Origin of the sequence: Salipiger sp. 1_MG-2023, assembly GCF_030547555.1 — a bacterium.
GTDB lineage: Bacteria > Pseudomonadota > Alphaproteobacteria > Rhodobacterales > Rhodobacteraceae > Salipiger.
On sequence record NZ_JAUOQN010000013.1, the window covers coordinates 26,738 to 44,249 of the forward strand.

General features: G+C 66.3%; 15 protein-coding genes. 7 read left to right on the forward strand and 8 right to left on the reverse strand.

Features of this window, described 5'->3' with window-relative positions:
- Nucleotides 1-241: 241 nt before the first annotated feature.
- Nucleotides 242-1,417: an ABC transporter substrate-binding protein gene (locus tag Q4543_RS08510; protein WP_303437423.1), complete on the reverse strand. Its 1,176-nt coding sequence runs from the start codon at nucleotides 1,415-1,417 to the stop codon at nucleotides 242-244.
- Nucleotides 1,414-1,995, reverse strand: a complete 582-nt coding sequence (locus Q4543_RS08515) for an ANTAR domain-containing response regulator (RefSeq protein WP_216002964.1) — start codon at nucleotides 1,993-1,995, stop codon at nucleotides 1,414-1,416. Before Q4543_RS08515 ends, Q4543_RS08510 begins: the two co-directional genes overlap by 4 nt.
- A 380-nt stretch (nucleotides 1,996-2,375) precedes the next feature.
- Between Q4543_RS08515 and Q4543_RS08520 the strand changes: the two genes are divergently transcribed.
- On the forward strand, nucleotides 2,376-3,386 hold the full coding sequence (locus Q4543_RS08520) for an LLM class flavin-dependent oxidoreductase (RefSeq protein WP_303437424.1): 1,011 nt from the start codon (nucleotides 2,376-2,378) through the stop codon (nucleotides 3,384-3,386).
- 5 nt (nucleotides 3,387-3,391) lie between these two features.
- Here Q4543_RS08520 and Q4543_RS08525 read toward each other — a convergent pair whose 3' ends face one another.
- Together Q4543_RS08525 and Q4543_RS08530 are read right to left on the reverse strand one after the other, a co-directional pair.
- The gene (locus tag Q4543_RS08525; RefSeq protein WP_303437426.1) at nucleotides 3,392-4,234 is read right to left on the reverse strand and encodes a MoxR family ATPase; all 843 of its coding nucleotides are present in this window, start codon (nucleotides 4,232-4,234) and stop codon (nucleotides 3,392-3,394) included.
- 80 nt (nucleotides 4,235-4,314) lie between these two features.
- Nucleotides 4,315-5,202, reverse strand: a complete 888-nt coding sequence (locus Q4543_RS08530; RefSeq protein WP_303437427.1) for a GNAT family N-acetyltransferase — start codon at nucleotides 5,200-5,202, stop codon at nucleotides 4,315-4,317.
- Nucleotides 5,203-5,249: 47 nt separating this feature from the next.
- Between Q4543_RS08530 and Q4543_RS08535 the strand changes: the two genes are divergently transcribed.
- Complete coding sequence (locus Q4543_RS08535; protein ID WP_216005717.1) at nucleotides 5,250-5,414, forward strand: hypothetical protein; 165 nt, start codon at nucleotides 5,250-5,252, stop codon at nucleotides 5,412-5,414.
- Nucleotides 5,415-5,497: 83 nt separating this feature from the next.
- On the opposite strand, the gene tyrS is transcribed toward Q4543_RS08535, so the two are convergent.
- Nucleotides 5,498-6,751, reverse strand: coding sequence for a tyrosine--tRNA ligase (tyrS, locus tag Q4543_RS08540; RefSeq protein WP_216005718.1), 1,254 nt, complete (start codon nucleotides 6,749-6,751; stop codon nucleotides 5,498-5,500).
- 98 nt (nucleotides 6,752-6,849) lie between these two features.
- Here tyrS and Q4543_RS08545 point away from each other — a divergent pair, with 98 nt between their 5' ends.
- Together Q4543_RS08545 and Q4543_RS08550 are read left to right on the forward strand one after the other, a co-directional pair.
- Nucleotides 6,850-7,905: an anhydro-N-acetylmuramic acid kinase gene (locus Q4543_RS08545; RefSeq protein WP_303437505.1), complete on the forward strand. Its 1,056-nt coding sequence runs from the start codon at nucleotides 6,850-6,852 to the stop codon at nucleotides 7,903-7,905.
- Nucleotides 7,906-8,112: 207 nt separating this feature from the next.
- Nucleotides 8,113-9,927 (forward strand): ABC-F family ATP-binding cassette domain-containing protein, encoded by a 1,815-nt coding sequence (locus Q4543_RS08550; protein ID WP_303437430.1) that lies wholly within the window; start codon nucleotides 8,113-8,115, stop codon nucleotides 9,925-9,927.
- A gap of 14 nt (nucleotides 9,928-9,941) precedes the next feature.
- Here Q4543_RS08550 and Q4543_RS08555 read toward each other — a convergent pair whose 3' ends face one another.
- Nucleotides 9,942-10,991 (reverse strand): AbrB family transcriptional regulator, encoded by a 1,050-nt coding sequence (locus tag Q4543_RS08555; RefSeq protein WP_303437432.1) that lies wholly within the window; start codon nucleotides 10,989-10,991, stop codon nucleotides 9,942-9,944.
- 116 nt (nucleotides 10,992-11,107) lie between these two features.
- Between Q4543_RS08555 and Q4543_RS08560 the strand changes: the two genes are divergently transcribed.
- Complete coding sequence (locus Q4543_RS08560; protein WP_303437434.1) at nucleotides 11,108-12,214, forward strand: acetoin utilization protein AcuC; 1,107 nt, start codon at nucleotides 11,108-11,110, stop codon at nucleotides 12,212-12,214.
- 20 nt (nucleotides 12,215-12,234) lie between these two features.
- Here the strand turns inward: Q4543_RS08560 and glmS are convergent, their stop codons facing one another.
- Nucleotides 12,235-14,052, reverse strand: coding sequence for a glutamine--fructose-6-phosphate transaminase (isomerizing) (glmS, locus tag Q4543_RS08565; RefSeq protein ID WP_303437436.1), 1,818 nt, complete (start codon nucleotides 14,050-14,052; stop codon nucleotides 12,235-12,237).
- 7 nt (nucleotides 14,053-14,059) lie between these two features.
- Nucleotides 14,060-15,409, reverse strand: a complete 1,350-nt coding sequence (gene glmU / locus Q4543_RS08570) for a bifunctional UDP-N-acetylglucosamine diphosphorylase/glucosamine-1-phosphate N-acetyltransferase GlmU (protein WP_303437438.1) — start codon at nucleotides 15,407-15,409, stop codon at nucleotides 14,060-14,062.
- A 116-nt stretch (nucleotides 15,410-15,525) separates the two neighbouring features.
- On the opposite strand from glmU, the gene Q4543_RS08575 reads away from it, so the two are divergent.
- Both Q4543_RS08575 and Q4543_RS08580 read left to right on the forward strand, forming a co-directional pair.
- The gene (locus tag Q4543_RS08575; protein ID WP_303437439.1) at nucleotides 15,526-16,188 is read left to right on the forward strand and encodes an HAD-IA family hydrolase; all 663 of its coding nucleotides are present in this window, start codon (nucleotides 15,526-15,528) and stop codon (nucleotides 16,186-16,188) included.
- A gap of 78 nt (nucleotides 16,189-16,266) precedes the next feature.
- Entirely contained in the window at nucleotides 16,267-17,472 is a 1,206-nt protein-coding gene (locus Q4543_RS08580; RefSeq protein ID WP_303437440.1) for a DegT/DnrJ/EryC1/StrS aminotransferase family protein, read from the forward strand.
- Nucleotides 17,473-17,512 lie beyond the last annotated feature (40 nt).

Below are 17,512 nucleotides of genomic sequence, written 5' to 3' on the forward strand. Positions count from 1 at the left end.
TCCGGGCGAAACGTGAAAAAGCCGCTGACTCGTCTTGATCGGTGGAGGATCACGACAGTCGAGCGGCTTTGCTCAGGATTTCCCGGTCTTTGGGAGAATTTTGCGAGACAGGCGCCATTGCAGGTCTCTTGCCATCCATATGCGGCAGGGGCGGGCCGCGTCTCAAGAATTAATTCCGAGATTCTGCATCTTTTACCGGGAATTCGGCGTTTCGATGCTGCAGATGCACAATAACTGTGCGTCAGTCTTTGGAAGGCTCGAAAATTCGGCCATCGAAGAACGCGTCAGGTTCCAGGAACAGCCGGCCCGAGACCGAGGCGACGGCGGTCTGCTCGCGCAGCGTGCCTTCGATCTTCGACGAAGCACCGGGCAGTTCGGCGCGGGTGTTCGCAAGTGCATCGCGGTACAGATCCGAGCGGAACACGGTTCGGGCGGCCTTTGCCGCCGCCGCCCGGTCAAGCCCGGTGCGGGCGGCAAGCTGCATGCCGATCCATTCCGCCTGACTGCGCCATGGAAAACCTGCCGCGCCGCGATGGAATTCGACAAAGCGGTCGACCTGACGCTCTTCGCCGCGCTGCGAGATCACCATGCGCCCGGTCAGTGCCCGGTCGAGCAGTTCGCTCGGCAGGTCGAGGTATTCCTTGCGGCTGAGCAGCTCGGCGGCCAGCGTGCGCGCATCCGGCTCGGCCAGCCAGCGCCCGGCGCGCCAGACCGCACGGATCAGCCGGCCGACAAGGTCGGGCTGTGCCGCGGCCCAGTCAGAGCGCACCGCCAGCACCTTTTCCGGTGAAAACGACCAGATCGCATTGCCCGGCAGCAGCAACTGCCCGACGCCGTTTTCCACCGCGATCGACCCCCATGGCTCGCCGACGCAAAAGGCGTCGATCTCGCCCGCTTCCAGCGCCTGCGCCATCAGCGAGGGCGGCACGGTGCGGATATCGACGTTCTGCGGCGCCGGCATTCCCAGCGCGCTCAGCCAGTAATACAGCAGCTCGGCGTGCATCGAGAACGGAAAGGGCACCCCAAGGCGCAGCGGATGCTCGGCATGGGCAATCAGCGCCGCGCCCGCAGCGCGGGCATCGCGATAGCCGAAATCATGCCCGCCCTCGCGCATCCGCGCCGCCAGCGCGTTGCTGACACCGATGGTGTCGCCGTTGACCGACAGCACCGAAACCGCCGACAGCGGCGTACCTGTCCCGCCAAGGCCAAGCGCCGCTGCCACCGGCACCGGCGAGAGCATATGCGCCGCCTGCACCCGGCCAAAGCTGAGCATGTCGCGCACCGCAGACCATGACGGGCCACGCCGCAGATCCAGCGCGATGCTTTCCTCGGCGGCAAAGCCCATCTCATGCGCCACGATCAGCGGCGCAGCGTCCACCAGCGGCAGGAAGCCGACTTGCAGCGTATCCGCGATCATCCCAGCAGCCCCGCTGCCGTGACAAGCGCCGAGGCAACCTCGGCCACCCGTTTGCCCTGATCCATCGCCGTCTTGCGCAGCAGGGCATATGCGGCATCTTCGTCGATGCCGCGCGCCCGCATCAGCATGCCCTTGGCGCGGTCGATCATCTTGCGCTCTTCAAGCGCGCGCTTGGTTTCGGCCAGTTCGGTGCGCATCCGCTGGAACATGCGAAAGCGCGCGATGGCCGCATCCAGAATCGGCTTCACCCGGCCCGGCTGCATGCCGTCGACCACATAGGCCGACACCCCGGCCTCGATCGCGGCATCGGTCAGTCCGGCGCCGCTTTTGTCGACGAACATCGCGACGGGGCGGTCCATCGGGCCGGAGGCCAGCGCCAGTTCTTCGAGCATGTCGCGCGACGGGTTTTCCAGATCGATCAGCACCACGTCCGGGCTGATCGCCTGAATGCGGCGGGCCAGCCCGGTGGGTTCCGAGATGACATGCACATCGAAATCGCCCGCATCGCGCAGGCTGTCGACGATCAGAAGAGCGCGGTCGCGGTCGGGTTCGACGACGACGATCGAAAGCGTTACCATGCTGCAGACATGCCATACCCGGGGCCATTGTAAAGCGAACGCCTGCGTTTGCGGCGCGCATTCCGGGGCGGTGCTGAAAATACCGGCGCCTTCGTTTCAGGGATGGCGTTTGCCTCGGCAAGGCCGCGGCGCATCTGGGCGGCGCGCTTGGCCAGTTCCGGGGCGAAGGCCGGAAGCGCCATGGGACCGATGGCGGCAGTCTCGGGCAATGGGCGCAGGATCACGTTGGTCCGGTCAGCGCTGACAGGCCTGACTTCCCGGGCTCAACGGTGCAGGCGGCCCTGCGGCCCGGGCAGGGTTGCACACGGGCTGTGCGGCGCGCCGGGCTGTTGCCGCGCGCCTTGCGCTCCTAGCTCTGCCGCAAGAGACAGGAGAACGGCATGGAACTTGGCCTATATACTTTTGGCGATGTCGGCACCAACCCGGCCACCGGCGAAAAGGTCGATGCGCGCAAGCGGTTGAAGCATCTGCTGGAAGAGATCAGGCTGGCGGATGAGGTGGGCCTTGATGTGTTCGGCCTTGGCGAGCATCACCGGGCGAATTACGCGGTCTCCTCGCCTGCCACCGTGCTGGCGGCGGCGGCATCGGTGACATCGAAGATCCGGCTCAGCTCGGCGGTGACGGTGCTCAGCTCGGATGACCCGGTGCGGGTCTACCAGCAATTCGCCACGCTGGACAATCTCAGCGACGGGCGGGCCGAGCTGATGGTGGGGCGTGGCAGCTTCATCGAGAGCTTCCCGCTATTTTACGACGCGCTGTTCGAGGAAAAGCTGGCGATGCTGCTGGAAATCGACGCGCAGACGCTGCTGCGCTGGCCGGGCAGCGATCACACGCAGGCGGTCGACCGGCAGGGGGTCTATCCGCGCCCAGTGTCGGGCAGGCTGCCGATCTGGATCGCCGCCGGGGGCAGCCGGCAAAGCATGGTGCGGGCTGGCGCTTTGGGCCGCCCGCTGGCGCTGGCGATCATCGGCGGTGAACCGCGTCGGTTCTCGGCGCTCACCAATCTGTATCGCCGCGCGGCGGCGCAGGCGGGGCACGCAGACAGCGCGCGGGTGTCGATGAACGTACACGGCTTTGTCGCCAAGGATGCGCGGCGCGCGGCGGATCTGTTCTATCCGGCGCAAAAGGTGGTGATGGACCAGCTGGGCCGCGAGCGCGGCTGGGGGCCGCAAAGCCGGGCGCAGTTCGATGCCGCGATGGGCCCGGAGGGGGCGCAATTCGTCGGCTCTCCGGCGCAGATCACCGACAAGATCCTGTCGCTGCGCGAGGATCTGGGGTTCGACCGGGTGACCATCCAGATGGCCGCCGGGGTGATCGCGCATTCCGAAATGCTCAGGGCGATCGAGCTGCTGGGCAGCCATGTCGCGCCCGAACTGCGAAAGGCGGGGTGACGCCGTTACCGCCCCTGACGGCGGGCCATAAAGGCCAGCCGTTCGAACAGGTGCACATCCTGCTCGTTCTTGAGCAGGGCGCCATGCAGGCGGGGCAGGGCGTTGGCGCCGTCTCTCTTCAGATCTTCGGGGCTCAGATCCTCGGCCAGCAGCAGCTTGAGCCAGTCGAGCACCTCGGAGGTCGAGGGTTTCTTCTTCAGTCCGGTCTGCTCGCGCAGCTCGTAGAATTGCGTCAGCGCTTCGGTCAGCAGGGCGGGCTTGATGCCAGGGTGATGCACCTCGACGATCTGGCGCAGGGTCTCGGGGTCGGGAAAACGGATGTAGTGAAAGAAACAGCGGCGCAGGAAGGCGTCGGGCAGTTCTTTCTCGTTGTTCGAAGTGATGATGACGATGGGGCGGGTGGTCGCGCGGATGGTCTCGCCGGTCTCGTAGACGTGGAATTCCATCCGGTCGAGTTCCTGCAACAGGTCGTTGGGGAATTCGATGTCGGCCTTGTCGATCTCGTCGATCAGCAGAACCAGCTTGTGGTCGACCTCGAAGGCCTGCCACAGCTTGCCCTTGCGGATGTAATTGGCCACGTCATGCACACGGGCATCGCCAAGCTGGCTGTCGCGCAGACGGCTGACCGCGTCATATTCATAAAGCCCCTGCTGGGCGCGGGTGGTGGATTTGATGTTCCACTCGATCATCGGCAGGCTCAGTGCGCTGGCGACCTGCCGTGCAAGTTCGGTCTTGCCGGTGCCGGGCTCGCCCTTGACCAGAAGCGGGCGTTCCAGCGTGATCGCCGCGTTGACGGCGACGGTCAGATCGTCGGTGGCGATATAGTTGCCGGTTCCGTCGAAACGCATGAGGGGCCTCCTGATTGCTCGCCCCAAGGGATAGGGGCTGCGAGGGGGGCATGCAAGCCGGGCCAGATCAGGCGGGCCGCTTACGCAGAGAGGCGCTGCGGCAGGTGGCGTGCGATCGACGCCAGCGCGCCAAGGTGCAGCCAGCTGCCGCCAAGCCGGTGCAACTTGGCCCCGGTGCCCAGCTTGAACCGGATCAGCCCCGGCGCATCGTCGGAATTGAGAATGCCCAGATCAAGCAAGCGGTGCCCCTTGTCCGCAAGATACTGCATCGCCTCCCAGAGCAGGGCGTTCATCGCGTTGAGGCGGCGCCCCTCGGGCAGCGAAACGCCCATCTGCCATGTGGCCATCGGGCCATGCAGCAGAATGGCGATCGAGGCGACGGCGGTGCCATTGTGCCGCGCCTCCCAGATCAGCGCCTTGCCGGGGTTTTCGCGCGCATAGGCGGCGATCAGCGCCGGGGGCAGGGCGCGGTACTGCCGCGTGCGAGCCTGCAACGCTTCGGCGCGCATGATCCAGTGACCGCCGGACAGCGGGTGGCGGGTGATCTTCAGCGGCACGCGCGCGGTGCGGTTCAGCCGGTTGCGCCATTTCTGGTGCATGGCGGCGCGCATCGCGTCGTTGTCACCAAGCGGCAGGATGGCAAGGCTCGCGGCGGTCATCACCGGCCAGAACCCGGCAGCGCGCAGGGCCTGCCCATCTTCCTGCGCCGCGTTCAAAAGCAGGGGCGTTCGGCGCTGGCCCCGCGCCAGCGGCAGCCAGTCTTCGGGGCAAGCAGCGGTCTTGCAGACCGGCCCGCGCGAGATCAGGTCGATCTGCCCGAGCAGCGGCAGGCGGCGCGACTGGACCAGCCAGCGCATGTCGGGGTCCTGCGTCGGCCCGCTAGAGCCGCAGCGCACCGACAGGCCAAGCGCCGCAAGGGTGCGGGCGTATTCGGGCGATTGAGTCAATGGCAGGGCGAGCGATTCCATGATCTGGATTAAGGATCTGGAAAGTAAATTCGTGGTTAAGTCGCGGCATGGCACAGTTGCAAACACGGCGCCAACGGGCGCATCCCACCGGTGCAAGGTCTCTCGCGACCGTTGCGCCAAGGCCGAAACCCACCGCCGCCGCGGCGCTGCTGGTAGCGACGGCCCTGTCACTGCCCTTTGGGGCGCTGGCGTTGTTCGACCTGCTGTTCTAGACGGTCGCCGCCCAAGGGACGGCGGCAACCGGGCAGCCTCCGGGGGCGAGGATCCGCGCCCCCGGAGGCTGTGAAATCAGCGCTCAGTCCGCCAGCTTGACCAGCGCATGACGCTTCTTGCCGGCGCTCAGCTTGACAGGGGCGCTCAGGGCACCTGCGTTCAGCATCAGGCCAGCGTCGGTCAGGGCGGCATCGTCGATGCGCGCGCCGTTCTCGGTGATCAGGCGTTTGGCTTCCTTGCCCGACTTGGCCAGACCCGCGCGCACGATCACCTGCACGATGGAAATGCCGTCGCCGATTTCGTCGCGCGTCAGTTCCAGCGTCGGAAGATCGTCGCCGACGCCGCCCTTCTCGAACACCTCGCGGGCGGTTGCCTCGGCCGCGGCCGCCGCCTCGGCCCCGTGGCACAGGGTGGTGACCTCGTTCGCAAGCACGATCTTGGCCTCGTTGATCTCGGCCCCGCCAAGCGCGCCAAGCCGCTCGCACTCCTCGACCGGCAGCTCGGTATAAAGCTTGAGGAACCGGCCAACGTCGGCATCCGTCGAATTGCGCCAGAACTGCCAGAACTCATAGGGCGACAGCATGTCGGCGTTCAGCCACATCGCACCGCCGGCGGATTTGCCCATCTTCTTGCCGTCCGATGTGGTCAGTAGTGGCGAGGTCAGGCCAAAGATCTCGTGATCCAGCACACGCCGGGTCAGATCGATGCCATTGATGATGTTGCCCCACTGATCCGAGCCGCCCATCTGCAACAGGCAGCCGTACCGCCGGTTCAGTTCAAGGAAATCATAGGCCTGAAGGATCATGTAGTTGAATTCGAGAAAGCTCAGCGACTGCTCTCGATCCAGCCGCGACTTCACCGATTCAAACGACAGCATCCGGTTGACCGAGAAATGCCGCCCGATGTCGCGCAGGAAGGACAGGTAGTTCAGCTCGTCCAGCCATTCGGCGTTATTGAGCATAAGCGCGCCTGTCGGCCCGTCGCCGTAATCGAGATATTTCGCAAAGACCTGCTTCATCCCGTCGATGTTGGCGTCGATCTGCTCGGCGGTCAGCAGCGGGCGCTCATCGGCGCGAAAGCTGGGGTCGCCCACCTTGGTTGTGCCGCCCCCCATCAGGGTGATCGGCTGGTGACCGGTCTTTTGCAGCCAGCGCAGCATCATGATGTTCAGCAAATGCCCGACATGCAGCGATTTTGCGGTCGCGTCATAGCCGATATAGGTGGTGACCACTCCCGCGGTGAGCGCCTCGTCGAGGCCCTGATAATCGGTGCAATCGGCCAGAAAGCCGCGCTCCATCATGACGCGCATGAAGTCCGATTTGGGATGGTAGGTCATGGGGGTTCCCTCTAATACGATTGGGCAATCCTATAAGGCTGGGGCGCGTCGGAGTGAAGGGCAAGTTGAACGAAGGGCCGGTGTGGGCGCTGGGGGCGATGTCGGGCACGTCTTTGGACGGTGTCGATGCGGCGATGCTGCAAACTGACGGGCGGCGGATCTTTGCCTTCGGTGACAGCGGCTATCGGCGCTACACGGATGGTGAACGCAAGGTGCTGCGCGCCGCGCTGGGCCGTTGGCCGGGCGAAGATGTCAGCGCCGCCGAGACAGTGATCCTCGATGCCCATGCCGAGCTGCTGGCAAGCTTCCCGCAGGCCGAGCTGGTCGGTTTTCACGGCCAGACCCTTGCGCATGAGCCGCGCGGGCGCGGCACCTGGCAGATCGGCGACGGTGCGGCGCTGGCCGAACGCCTCGGCCGCGATGTCGTCTACGATTTTCGCTCGGCCGACGTGGCGCTGGGCGGTGAGGGCGCGCCGCTGGCGCCGTTCTTCCATTTCGCCTGCGCGCAGTGGATGGGGGCGAGCGAGCCGGTGGCCTTCCTCAACCTCGGCGGCGTCGGGAATCTGACTTGGGTGGATCCGCGCCGGGCCGCGCCGGAACAAGACGGCGCCTTGCTGGCCTTCGATACCGGCCCGGCGAACGCGCCGCTGAACGATCTTGTGGCGCAGCGGCTGGGGCTGGACTGTGATCGCGACGGCGAACTTGCGGCGCGCGGCGCCGTGGTCGACGGCGCGCTCGAGCTGTTCCTTCAAGAAGACTATTTCCGCCGGATGCCACCCAAGTCACTCGACCGCGATGATTTTTCGCTGATGCTTGACCTGGTGCGCGAACTCGATGACGCGGATGCGGCTGCCACGATGACCGCCATGGCCGCCACGGCGGTGATGCTGGGGATGGAGCATTGTCCGATCCCGCCCGCCCGCCTGCTGGTCTGCGGCGGCGGTCGGCACAATCCGGTCATGATGCGGATGCTGTCGGCAGGGCTGGATTGCGCGGTGGAGCCGGTCGAAACAGCAGGCCTCGACGGCGACATGCTCGAAGCGCAGGCGTTTGCCTATCTCGCGGTTCGCATCATGCGCCGGATGCCGACATCCGCACCTAGCACCACAGGGGTTGCGGCCCCTGTCAGCGGTGGCCAGATCGCGCGCATCTGACAGCCGCCTGCTCGCGCTGAAAGGTCGGATGCCTCCGGCGGGAGTTTATTTGGCAAGATGAAGGATAAGCGCCGCGCGCCGGCTTCATCTTGCCGGTTAAACTCCGGGGGGAGCGCGCAGCGCGGGGGGCTGGCCCCCCTCTGCAGTTGCCATCCGCGCATGCGTTGCCACTTGACGCCGCTCGTGCCGCCCAATAGCGCAGGCCGCATGGCACAGGCACCTCTTCTTCAGCTCTCCGACATCGCGCTCACCTTTGGTGGCGAGCCGGTATTCTCTGGTCTTTCGCTCAACGTCCAGCCCGGCGATCGCGTCGCGCTGGTGGGCCGCAACGGGTCGGGCAAATCGACCCTGATGAAGGTGATGGCCGGCATCGTCGAGCCGGATACCGGCGGGCGTGTGGTGCCCTCGGGCACCTCGGTTGGCTACATGGAGCAGGATCCAGATCTGACCGGCTTCGAGACGCTTGGAGAGTACGCCGCCGAAGGGTTGGGGCCCGCCGAGATGTATCTTGTCGAAGCGGCGGGCGAAGGGCTTGGGTTTGATCCGGACCGCGCCGTGGCGACCGCCTCGGGCGGCGAGCGGCGGCGCGCGGCGCTGGCGCGGCTGATGGCGCGCGACCCCGATGTGATGCTGTTGGACGAGCCGACCAACCATCTCGACATTTCCGCCATCCGCTGGCTTGAGGATGAGCTCAAGCGCACCCGCAAGGCCTTTGTCCTGATCAGCCACGACCGGCGTTTCCTGGAGGAACTGACCCGCGCCACGCTGTGGATCGATCGTGGCGCCGTGCGCCGGCGTGAGCAGGGCTTCAAGGCCTTCGAAGACTGGCGCGACAAGATCTGGGCCGAAGAGGACGAGGCTCGCCACAAGCTGGATCGCAAGATCAAGGCGGAGGCGAAATGGGCTGTCGAAGGTATCAGCGCGCGGCGGACCCGCAATCAGGGCCGGGTGCGCGCGCTTCAGGCGCTGCGTCAGGACCGGGCCGGGATGATCCGCCGGCAAGGCACGGCTGCGATGGATCTGGCCTCGGCGCCGGTGTCCGGCAAGAAGGTGGTCGAAGCCACGGATGTGTCGAAGTCCTTTGGCGACAAGGACATCGTGACCGGCTTTTCGCTGACCGTGCAGCGCGGCGACCGCGTGGCTTTTGTCGGGCCGAACGGCACCGGCAAGACCACGCTGATCCGCATGCTGATGGGAGAGATCGCCCCCGATGCGGGAACCATCAAGCTTGGCACCAATCTCGTTTCGGCAGTGTTCGACCAGAGCCGGGCGCAGCTTGACCCAGAGATGAGTCTTTGGGAAAACCTTGTCGGCGACAAGGACATGCGTGTGTCAGGCAAGGCCGACCAGGTGCTGGTGCGCGGCCAGCCCAAGCATGTTGTCGGCTATCTCAAGGAATTCCTGTTCGACGAGCGGCAGGCGCGTGCGCCGGTGCGCTCGCTGTCGGGCGGGGAAAAGGCGCGCTTGCTGCTGGCCAAGCTGATGGCGCGGGAAAGCAACCTGCTGGTGCTCGACGAGCCGACCAACGATCTGGATGTCGAGACGCTGGACCTGCTTCAGGATCTGCTCAGCGACTACGACGGCACGGTGATGATCGTCAGCCACGACCGCGATTTCCTCGACCGGGTGGCCACTACCACGGTGGCGATGGAAGGCGATGGGCGCGCCGTGGTCTATGCGGGCGGCTGGACGGACTATCAGACGCAGCGCGCCGAGGCGAGCTCTGATGCCCCTGCCACTGTGGCCAAGGCGGCCAAGCCCGCGGCAGGCAAGGCACAGGCGAAACCGCAGGCCGGGCTGAGCTTTACCGAGAAGCACCGTCTTGAAGAACTGCCCGGTGTCATCGCGCGGCTCGAGGCCGAGATCGGCAAGCTTGAACAGTTGCTGATGGATGGCGATCTGTTCACCCGCGAGCCGGTGAAATTCCGCAAGGCCACCGAGGCGCTCAGCGAGCGGCAGGTCAAGCTTGCGGCGGCCGAGGAAGAATGGCTCACGCTTGAAGAAAAGGCAGAGCAGGGCTGAGCGGGCGTCCCGGCTCAGCGCTCGCGCAGGTTCAGCCGGCCATCGGCAAGCCCCATGAAGCCGACCGTCAGCAAGATGCGCACGACGTGGTGCAGGCTGACCAGCGCCGGGTTGGCCGCGAGGCTGAGCGCGATGACCGACATCTCGGTGACGCCGCCCGGCGCGTAGGCCAGCAGCAATTGCAGGAACGGCAGGCCCGTCACCTGCCCAAGCACCAGTGCAAAGCCCGCGCCAAGCATCAGCATCCAAGAGACCGAAACAAGGCTCAGCCCGAGCGAGCGGCGCAGCATCGCCAGCGTCATGCCGGTGAACCGCAGCCCCAGCGACACGCCGATCACCACCTGCGCCGTTGCGATCAGCCAGAACGGCAGGTGCAGATCGACGCCTCCGGACAGGGTCAGCCCCGCCGCAAGGATCAGCGGCCCGGTGATCTGCGCGGCGGGCAGGCGCAGTTTCTGGCCCAGCCACAGCCCGGCCAGCGCCGCAAGCACGATCAGCGGCAGCGTCATCAGCGCCACCGGTTCTGACATAATCGCCGCGCCTGCCGCGCTGCCCACAGGGTGCCCGACCCACAGCGACAGCCCAGTCGGCAGCAATGTGATCACGAGGATAATTCGCAGGAACTGCTGGGCCGTCAGCACTGGCAGATCCGCCCCGGCGCGCTCGCCCATCACAAGGCTTTCCATCAGCCCGCCCGGCATTCCGGCATAAAATGCGGTGGCGCGGCGGTAACCGCCGAGCTTGTGGAAGATCAGGTAATTGCCCGCGTGGGCAAGCAGCACGAATCCCGCCAGCGCCGACAGGGTCAGGGTGAAATCGCCGATGTCGGTCAAAAGTTCGGGCTGGACCTGAGTGCCGATCATCACGCCGATCAAACCGATGAACAGGGTCCGGAACCGTTCGGGAAAGCGGTAATCGCGCAGCACCGATGTCGCCCCCAGCGCAACCGCTGCCCCGGCACCGCCAAGGCTGCCCAGCATGAACGGCATGGGCAGGTGCAGCGCCGTCGCGGCAAGCCCGCAAAGCCCGCCAAGGGCCAGCAGCGCCGCGGTGATCACGATCATGCGAAGGGTGAGAGTCGTTCCGTACATCGTCGCGGAGCGAACCAGAAACGCACAACAAGCGCAATGGGTTGTAAAGAGATCTTGGCGATCGGGGCGCCCGTGCTAAACCTGTCGAAATGCAATCAGCGCTTTTCATCGGATCGAACATCTATCGCGGCTCGCGCTACGGCGCGCGCCACCCTCTGTCGATCGAACGGGTGCCCGCCGCGACGGATCTTGCGCGTCAGCTTGGCTGGCTGCCGCCCGCGCTGTACCGCACCAGTCCGAGGGCAAGGCCACAGGCGCTGAGCGCCTTCCATGACGCCGATTACATCGCCGCGCTGATGCAGGCCGAAGCCGAAGGCACGGTCTCGGACAGGGCGCGCGAACGCTATGGGCTGGGCACGCTGTCGAACCCGGTGTTCCCCGAGATGTTCCGCAGGCCGGCCACGGCGGTCGGCGGTGGGCTGCTGGCGGCGGAATTGCTGATGTCTGGCGCGGTGCGCGCGGTGCACAATCCCGGCGGCGGCACGCATCACGCGCTCAGGGGGCGCGCCAGCGGTTTTTGCTTTCTCAACGAGCCGGTGCTGACGATCCTGCATCTTATGCGGCTGGGGGCGGGGCGGGTGGTCTATGTCGACATCGACGCGCATCACGGCGATGGCGTGGAATTCGCCTTTCCCGGTTCGGACCGGGTGCGGGTGATCTCGGTGCACGAGGATCGGCGCTGGCCCTTCACCGGGGCGCTGAACGATGACGCGGGCGGGGCGGCGTTCAACCTGCCGGTGCCGCGCGATTTCAACGACAGCGAATTCGAGCGCGTGCTCGAAGATCTGATCGTCCCGGCGACCGAAGGCTTTCGCCCTGATGCTGTGTTCCTGCAATGCGGCGCGGATGCGCTGAGCGAAGACCCGCTTTCGCGGCTGGCCCTGTCGAACAACAGCCATTTCCGCGCGGTGCGCCGCCTGATGCAGATCGCGCCAAGGCTCGTGGTCTCGGGCGGCGGCGGCTACAACCCGTGGTCGGTGGCGCGCTGCTGGGCCGGGGTCTGGGCGACGCTTTCGGGGCAGGAGATCCCGGACCGCCTGCCAGCCCCCGCGGCGCGCATGCTGGCGGCGCTGGAATGGCACCGAAAGGGTCGGCCTGACGCGGCGCTTTTGTCGACCCTGCGCGATGCGCCAAGGCCGGGATCGGTGCGGTCCGAAATCCGCGAGGGCATCGCGAAGCTTCGGCAACGGCTCTGAGCGAGGCCTCGCGCTGCGCGCTATTCCACGGTCACCGATTTGGCGAGGTTGCGCGGCTGGTCGACATCCGTGCCCTTGGCGACGGCGGCGTGATAGGCCAGCAGCTGCGCGGGCAGGGCATAGAGCAGCGGCGCAAGCCGTTCATCCACCGCCGGCAGGGTGATCACCTGCCACACGCCCTCGCCAGCCTCCTCGGCCCCGGCGGCGTCGGTGATCAGGCAGACCTTGCCCCCCCGCGCCATCACCTCGTGCATGTTCGAGACCGTCTTGTCGAACAGCCCGTCATACGGAGCCATCACGATCACCGGCACGGTTTTGTCGATCAGGGCGATCGGCCCGTGCTTCAATTCGCCCGAGGCATAGGCTTCGGCATGGATATAGCTGATTTCCTTGAGCTTCAGCGCGCCTTCCAGCGCCAGCGGGTACATGGTGCCACGCCCGAGGAACAGCACGTCGCGCGCCTCGGCGATCTTTTGCGCGGCGGCTTCGATGGTGGCATCCCGGTCGAGCGTGGCGTTGAACAGCCCCGGCAGGGCGCGCAGCTGCGTGAGCAGCGCGGCGCGGCCCTCGGCGGTCATTTCGCCGCGCGCGCAGGCCGCTTCGATGGCCAGCAGCAGCAGGGTGTTGAGCTGGCAGGTAAAGGCCTTGGTCGAGGCAACGCCGATTTCGATTCCGGCATGGATCGGCAGCGCCAGATCACTTTCGCGGGCGATGGACGAGGTTTCCACGTTGACCACCGATACGATGCGGTCGGCCTTGCCCTTGCAATAGCGCAGCGCGGCCAGCGTATCGGCGGTTTCGCCGGACTGGCTGACGAACAGCGCCACGGTGCCCGGCAGCACGGGCGGTTCGCGGTAGCGGAATTCCGACGCGATATCGACCTCGACCGGCAGGCGGGCCAGCTTTTCGAACCAGTATTTCGCGGTCAGGCAGGCGTAATAGGCGGTGCCGCAGGCAACCATCACCAAGCGGTCGATGCGGGTGAAATCCAGCCCGCCGCCGGGCAGGCGGATTTCCGTGCCATCCAGATAGGCCCCCAGCGCATCGGCCAGAACCGTCGGCTGTTCGGCGATTTCCTTGGCCATGAAATGCTTGTAGCCGCCCTTGTCGACGCGGGCGGCATCCATGCGGATGCGGCGCATCTCGCGCATGGTCTGATGGCCGTCTGCGTCAAAGATCTGCGCGCCCGCGCGGGTGATCACCGCCCAGTCGCCTTCTTCGAGATAGGTGATGCGGTCGGTCATCGGCGCCAGCGCAATGGCATCCGAGCCAAGGTACATCTCGCCGTCGCCATGCCCGATGGCCAGCGGCGAGCCTTTGCGGGCAGCGATCATCAGATCGTCTTCGCCGTCGAACAGAAACGCCAGCGCAAAGGCACCCTCAAGCTGCGCCAACGTGGCGCGGGCGGCCTCGACGGGGGTCTTGCCGCTGTCCAGATGCAGACGCGTCAGCATCGCCACGGTTTCGGTGTCGGTGTCGGTTTCGGGCTGGAGCCCCGCGGCGGCAAGCTGTGCGCGCAACTCGCGGAAATTCTCGATGATGCCGTTGTGCACCACGGCAACCGGGCCCGACCGGTGCGGATGGGCGTTCTTTTCATTGGGCTCGCCGTGGGTGGCCCAGCGGGTGTGGCCGATGCCCGCCTTGCCGGGCAGCGGCTCGTGCACCAGCCGGTCGGATAGGTTCACCAGCTTGCCCACCGCGCGGCGGCGGTCGAGTTGCCCGCCGTTGATCGTGGCGATCCCGGCGCTGTCATAACCGCGATATTCGAGCCGCTTGAGCGCCTCGACCAGGATGGGGGCCGCCTCGTGCGTGCCCAGAACTCCGACAATGCCGCACATCTGCCCGTTACCCCTTGTTTTGTTCTTTTTTCTTGGCGCGCAGGATGTCGCGCAGCCGCGTGGCAAAGCCCGCCTTGGTCTCTTGCCGCGCCCGCCCGATCCCCAGCGCCCCGGCGGGCACATCACTGGTGATCACCGAGCCCGAGCCGGTCATCGCACCATCGCCGATGGTCACCGGCGCCACCAGCATCGTGTCAGAGCCGATAAAGGCATCCTTGCCGATGATGGTGCGGTGCTTGAAGACACCATCGTAATTGCAGGTCACCGTGCCCGCGCCGATGTTGGAGCGATCACCGATGTCGGCATCGCCGATATAGGTCAGGTGGTTGGCCTTCACGCCCTCGCCAAGATAGGCGTTCTTGATCTCGACGAAATTGCCGACATGGCTGTCTTCGGCCAGCTCGGCGCCCGGGCGCAGCCGGGCAAAGGGGCCGACGATGGCGCCGCGGCTGACGTGGCAACCCTCGAGATGGCTGAACGCCCGGATGCGCGCGTCGCTTTCGATGGTGACACCGGGGCCAAACACCACGTTGGGCTCGATCTCGGCATCGCGGCCGATCACCGTATCCCATGCCAGCCAGACCGTGTCGGGGGCTTGCAGGCTCACGCCGTCGTCAATCAGCCGGGCGCGGGTGGTCTGCTGAAACGACACTTCGGCGCGGGCCAGTTCGCTGCGCGAATTCACGCCCATGGTTTCGGCCTCGGCGCAATGCACGACGCCTGCGGACAGCCCGCGCGCGCGGGCAAGGGCGATGATGTCGGTCAGGTAATATTCCCCGGCGGCGTTGTCGTTGCCGACCTGCGCCACCAGATCCATCAGCACCGTCGCATCCGCTGCCATCAGCCCCGAATTGCACAGGGTGATGGCGCGCTCGTCCTCGCTGGCGTCCTTGTATTCGACGATGCGCAGCAGCGCGTCTCCCTCGGTGACAAGGCGGCCATAGCGCGCGGGGTCGGCGGCCTCAAAGCCCAGCACCACGATGTCGTGATGGGCGCGGGCGCGGGCCATCTCCTCCAGCGTTTCCTGCCGGATGAAGGGGGTGTCGCCATAAAGCACGATGGCATCGCCGCTGAAACTGGCAAGTGCCGGGGCGGCCTGCGCCACCGCATGGGCGGTGCCGTTCTGTTCGCTCTGAAGGACGATCTGCGCCTCTGGGTCGTATGCCTGCGCCGAGGCGGCGACCATGTCGGCCTCGTGCCCGGCCACGACGATGGTGCGTCCCGGCTCCAGCACCTGACCGGCGCGCATGGCGTGCCAGAGCATGGGCGCATGGGCGATGCGGTGCAGCACCTTGGGCAGGTCCGACTCCATACGGGTGCCCTTTCCCGCGGCGAGGATGATGAGGGCGATGCTCATGGTTCGGGTTTCCCGTTTGTGTTCTGCCTTTGGATTCGTTTTACCGGCTACATAGTCGGGGGCAAGCAGGCAAGGCTTCACGTCTGGTTTCGACGTATGACAGAAAAGGGCAGGGCATGGGGACGGTGATCTTTGATCTGGATGGCACGCTGGCGGATACCAGCGGCGATCTGATCGCGGCGGCAAACCGCTGTTTCGAAGAGATGGGGCAGGCGGTGCGGCTGGATTCGGCGGGGGATGCGCACACCGCCTTTCGCGGCGCGCGGGCGATGCTGGGGCTGGGGCTGCGCCGGGCGGAGGCCTTTGACGCGGCGCTTGTCGAGGCATGGTACCCGCATCTGCTGAGCTTTTACGGCGAGGCGATCGACCTGCACACGCAGCTGTATCCGGGCGCCATCGAGGCGGTCGAGGCGTTGCGCAGCGACGGGATTCGCGTTGGCATCTGCACCAACAAGCCCGCTGCGCTGGCCGAAACGCTGCTGGCGCGGCTTGGGGTGCGCGATCTGTTCGGCTCGATGATCGGGGCGGATACGCTGGCGGTGCGCAAACCCGATCCCGCCCCCTATGTCGAAGCGGTGGCGCGGGCGGGCGGCGATGTCGCGCGCTCCCTGCTGGTCGGTGACACCGAAACCGACCGCAAGACCGCCGCTGCCGCCGGTGTGCCCTGCATTCTCGTGACCTTTGGCCCGGATGGCGACGGGGTGCGGGCGCTTGACCCCGAAGGGCTGATCGGCCATTTCGATGCGCTGCGCGCCGAGGTCGCGCGCGTTCTCGGCTGACCGGCGCAGTCTGTCGCAGGGAAGATCCCGTGCGCGGTGCGATTGACGGCAGCGCGGGCAGGGCGCATGACTTGCCGCATGACGACAGGTTTTCCCGAACGCTTCACCGGCAGCTTCACCCAGCAAGACCCGATCCCCGAGGCAGGCATTGCCGCGGCGCTCGAGGTGCTGCGCCATGGCCGCCTGCATCGCTACAATACCTTGCCCGGCGAAATCTCGCAGACCGCGCTGCTGGAACAGGAGTTCGCCGCCCTGACCGGCGCGCGCTATGCGCTGGCGGTGGCCTCGGGCGGCTATGCCCTGGGCTGTGCCTTGCGCGCCGTTGGCGTCAAGCCCGGCGACAAGGTGCTTACCAACGCCTTCACCCTTGCACCGGTGCCCGGCGCCATCGCCTCGCTTGGCGCGGTGCCGGTGTTTGTCGAGGTCACGGACAGCCTGACCATCGACCTTGACGATCTTGCCGCCAAGCTGGGCGAGGCACGGGTTCTGATGCTCTCGCACATGCGGGGCCATCTGTGCGACATGGACCGGCTGATGCAGATCTGCGATGCCGCCGGGGTCACGGTGATCGAGGATTGTGCCCACACCATGGGCGCGGCGTGGAACGGCGTGCCTTCGGGGCGTCACGGGGCCATCGGCTGCTATTCCACCCAGACCTACAAGCACGCCAATTCCGGCGAGGGTGGGTTTCTTGTCACCGACGATGCCGAAACCGCTGCGCGCGCGGTGATGCTGTCGGGCTCTTACATGCTGTACGAGCGCCACCTTGCCGCGCCGCCGCCCGAGGTCTTCGAGCGCATCAAGTATGACACGCCCAATGTGTCGGGCCGCATGGACAATCTGCGCGCCGCCATCCTGCGCCCGCAATTGCAGGTGCTGCCCGATCAGGTGCGCCGCTGGAACGAACGTTACAAGGTGATTGAGGAGGGGCTGCGCGCAGCGCCCGGCCTGACCATCGTCGAGCGCCCGGCGCAGGAAAGCATTGTCGGCTCGTCGATCCAGATGCTGCTGCCGGGCTGGGACGCCCCGCAGGTGCAGGAGGTGTTGCGCCGCTGCGCCGAACGCGGCGTCGAGCTGAAATGGTTCGGCGCGCCGGACCCCATCGCCTTTACCTCGCGCTATGACAGTTGGCGCTATGCGCCGAGCGAGCCGTTGCCGCAAACCGACCGCATTCTTGCCGGGCTGATCGACATGCGCCTGCCGCTGAGCTTCAGCCTCGAGGATTGCGCGCTTATCGCCCGGATCATCCGGGCCGAGGTGTCGGCGGTGTTCCAGCAAGCCTGACACACAGGACCAAGATCGCCCTCGCAGGCCCGCCGCCGCC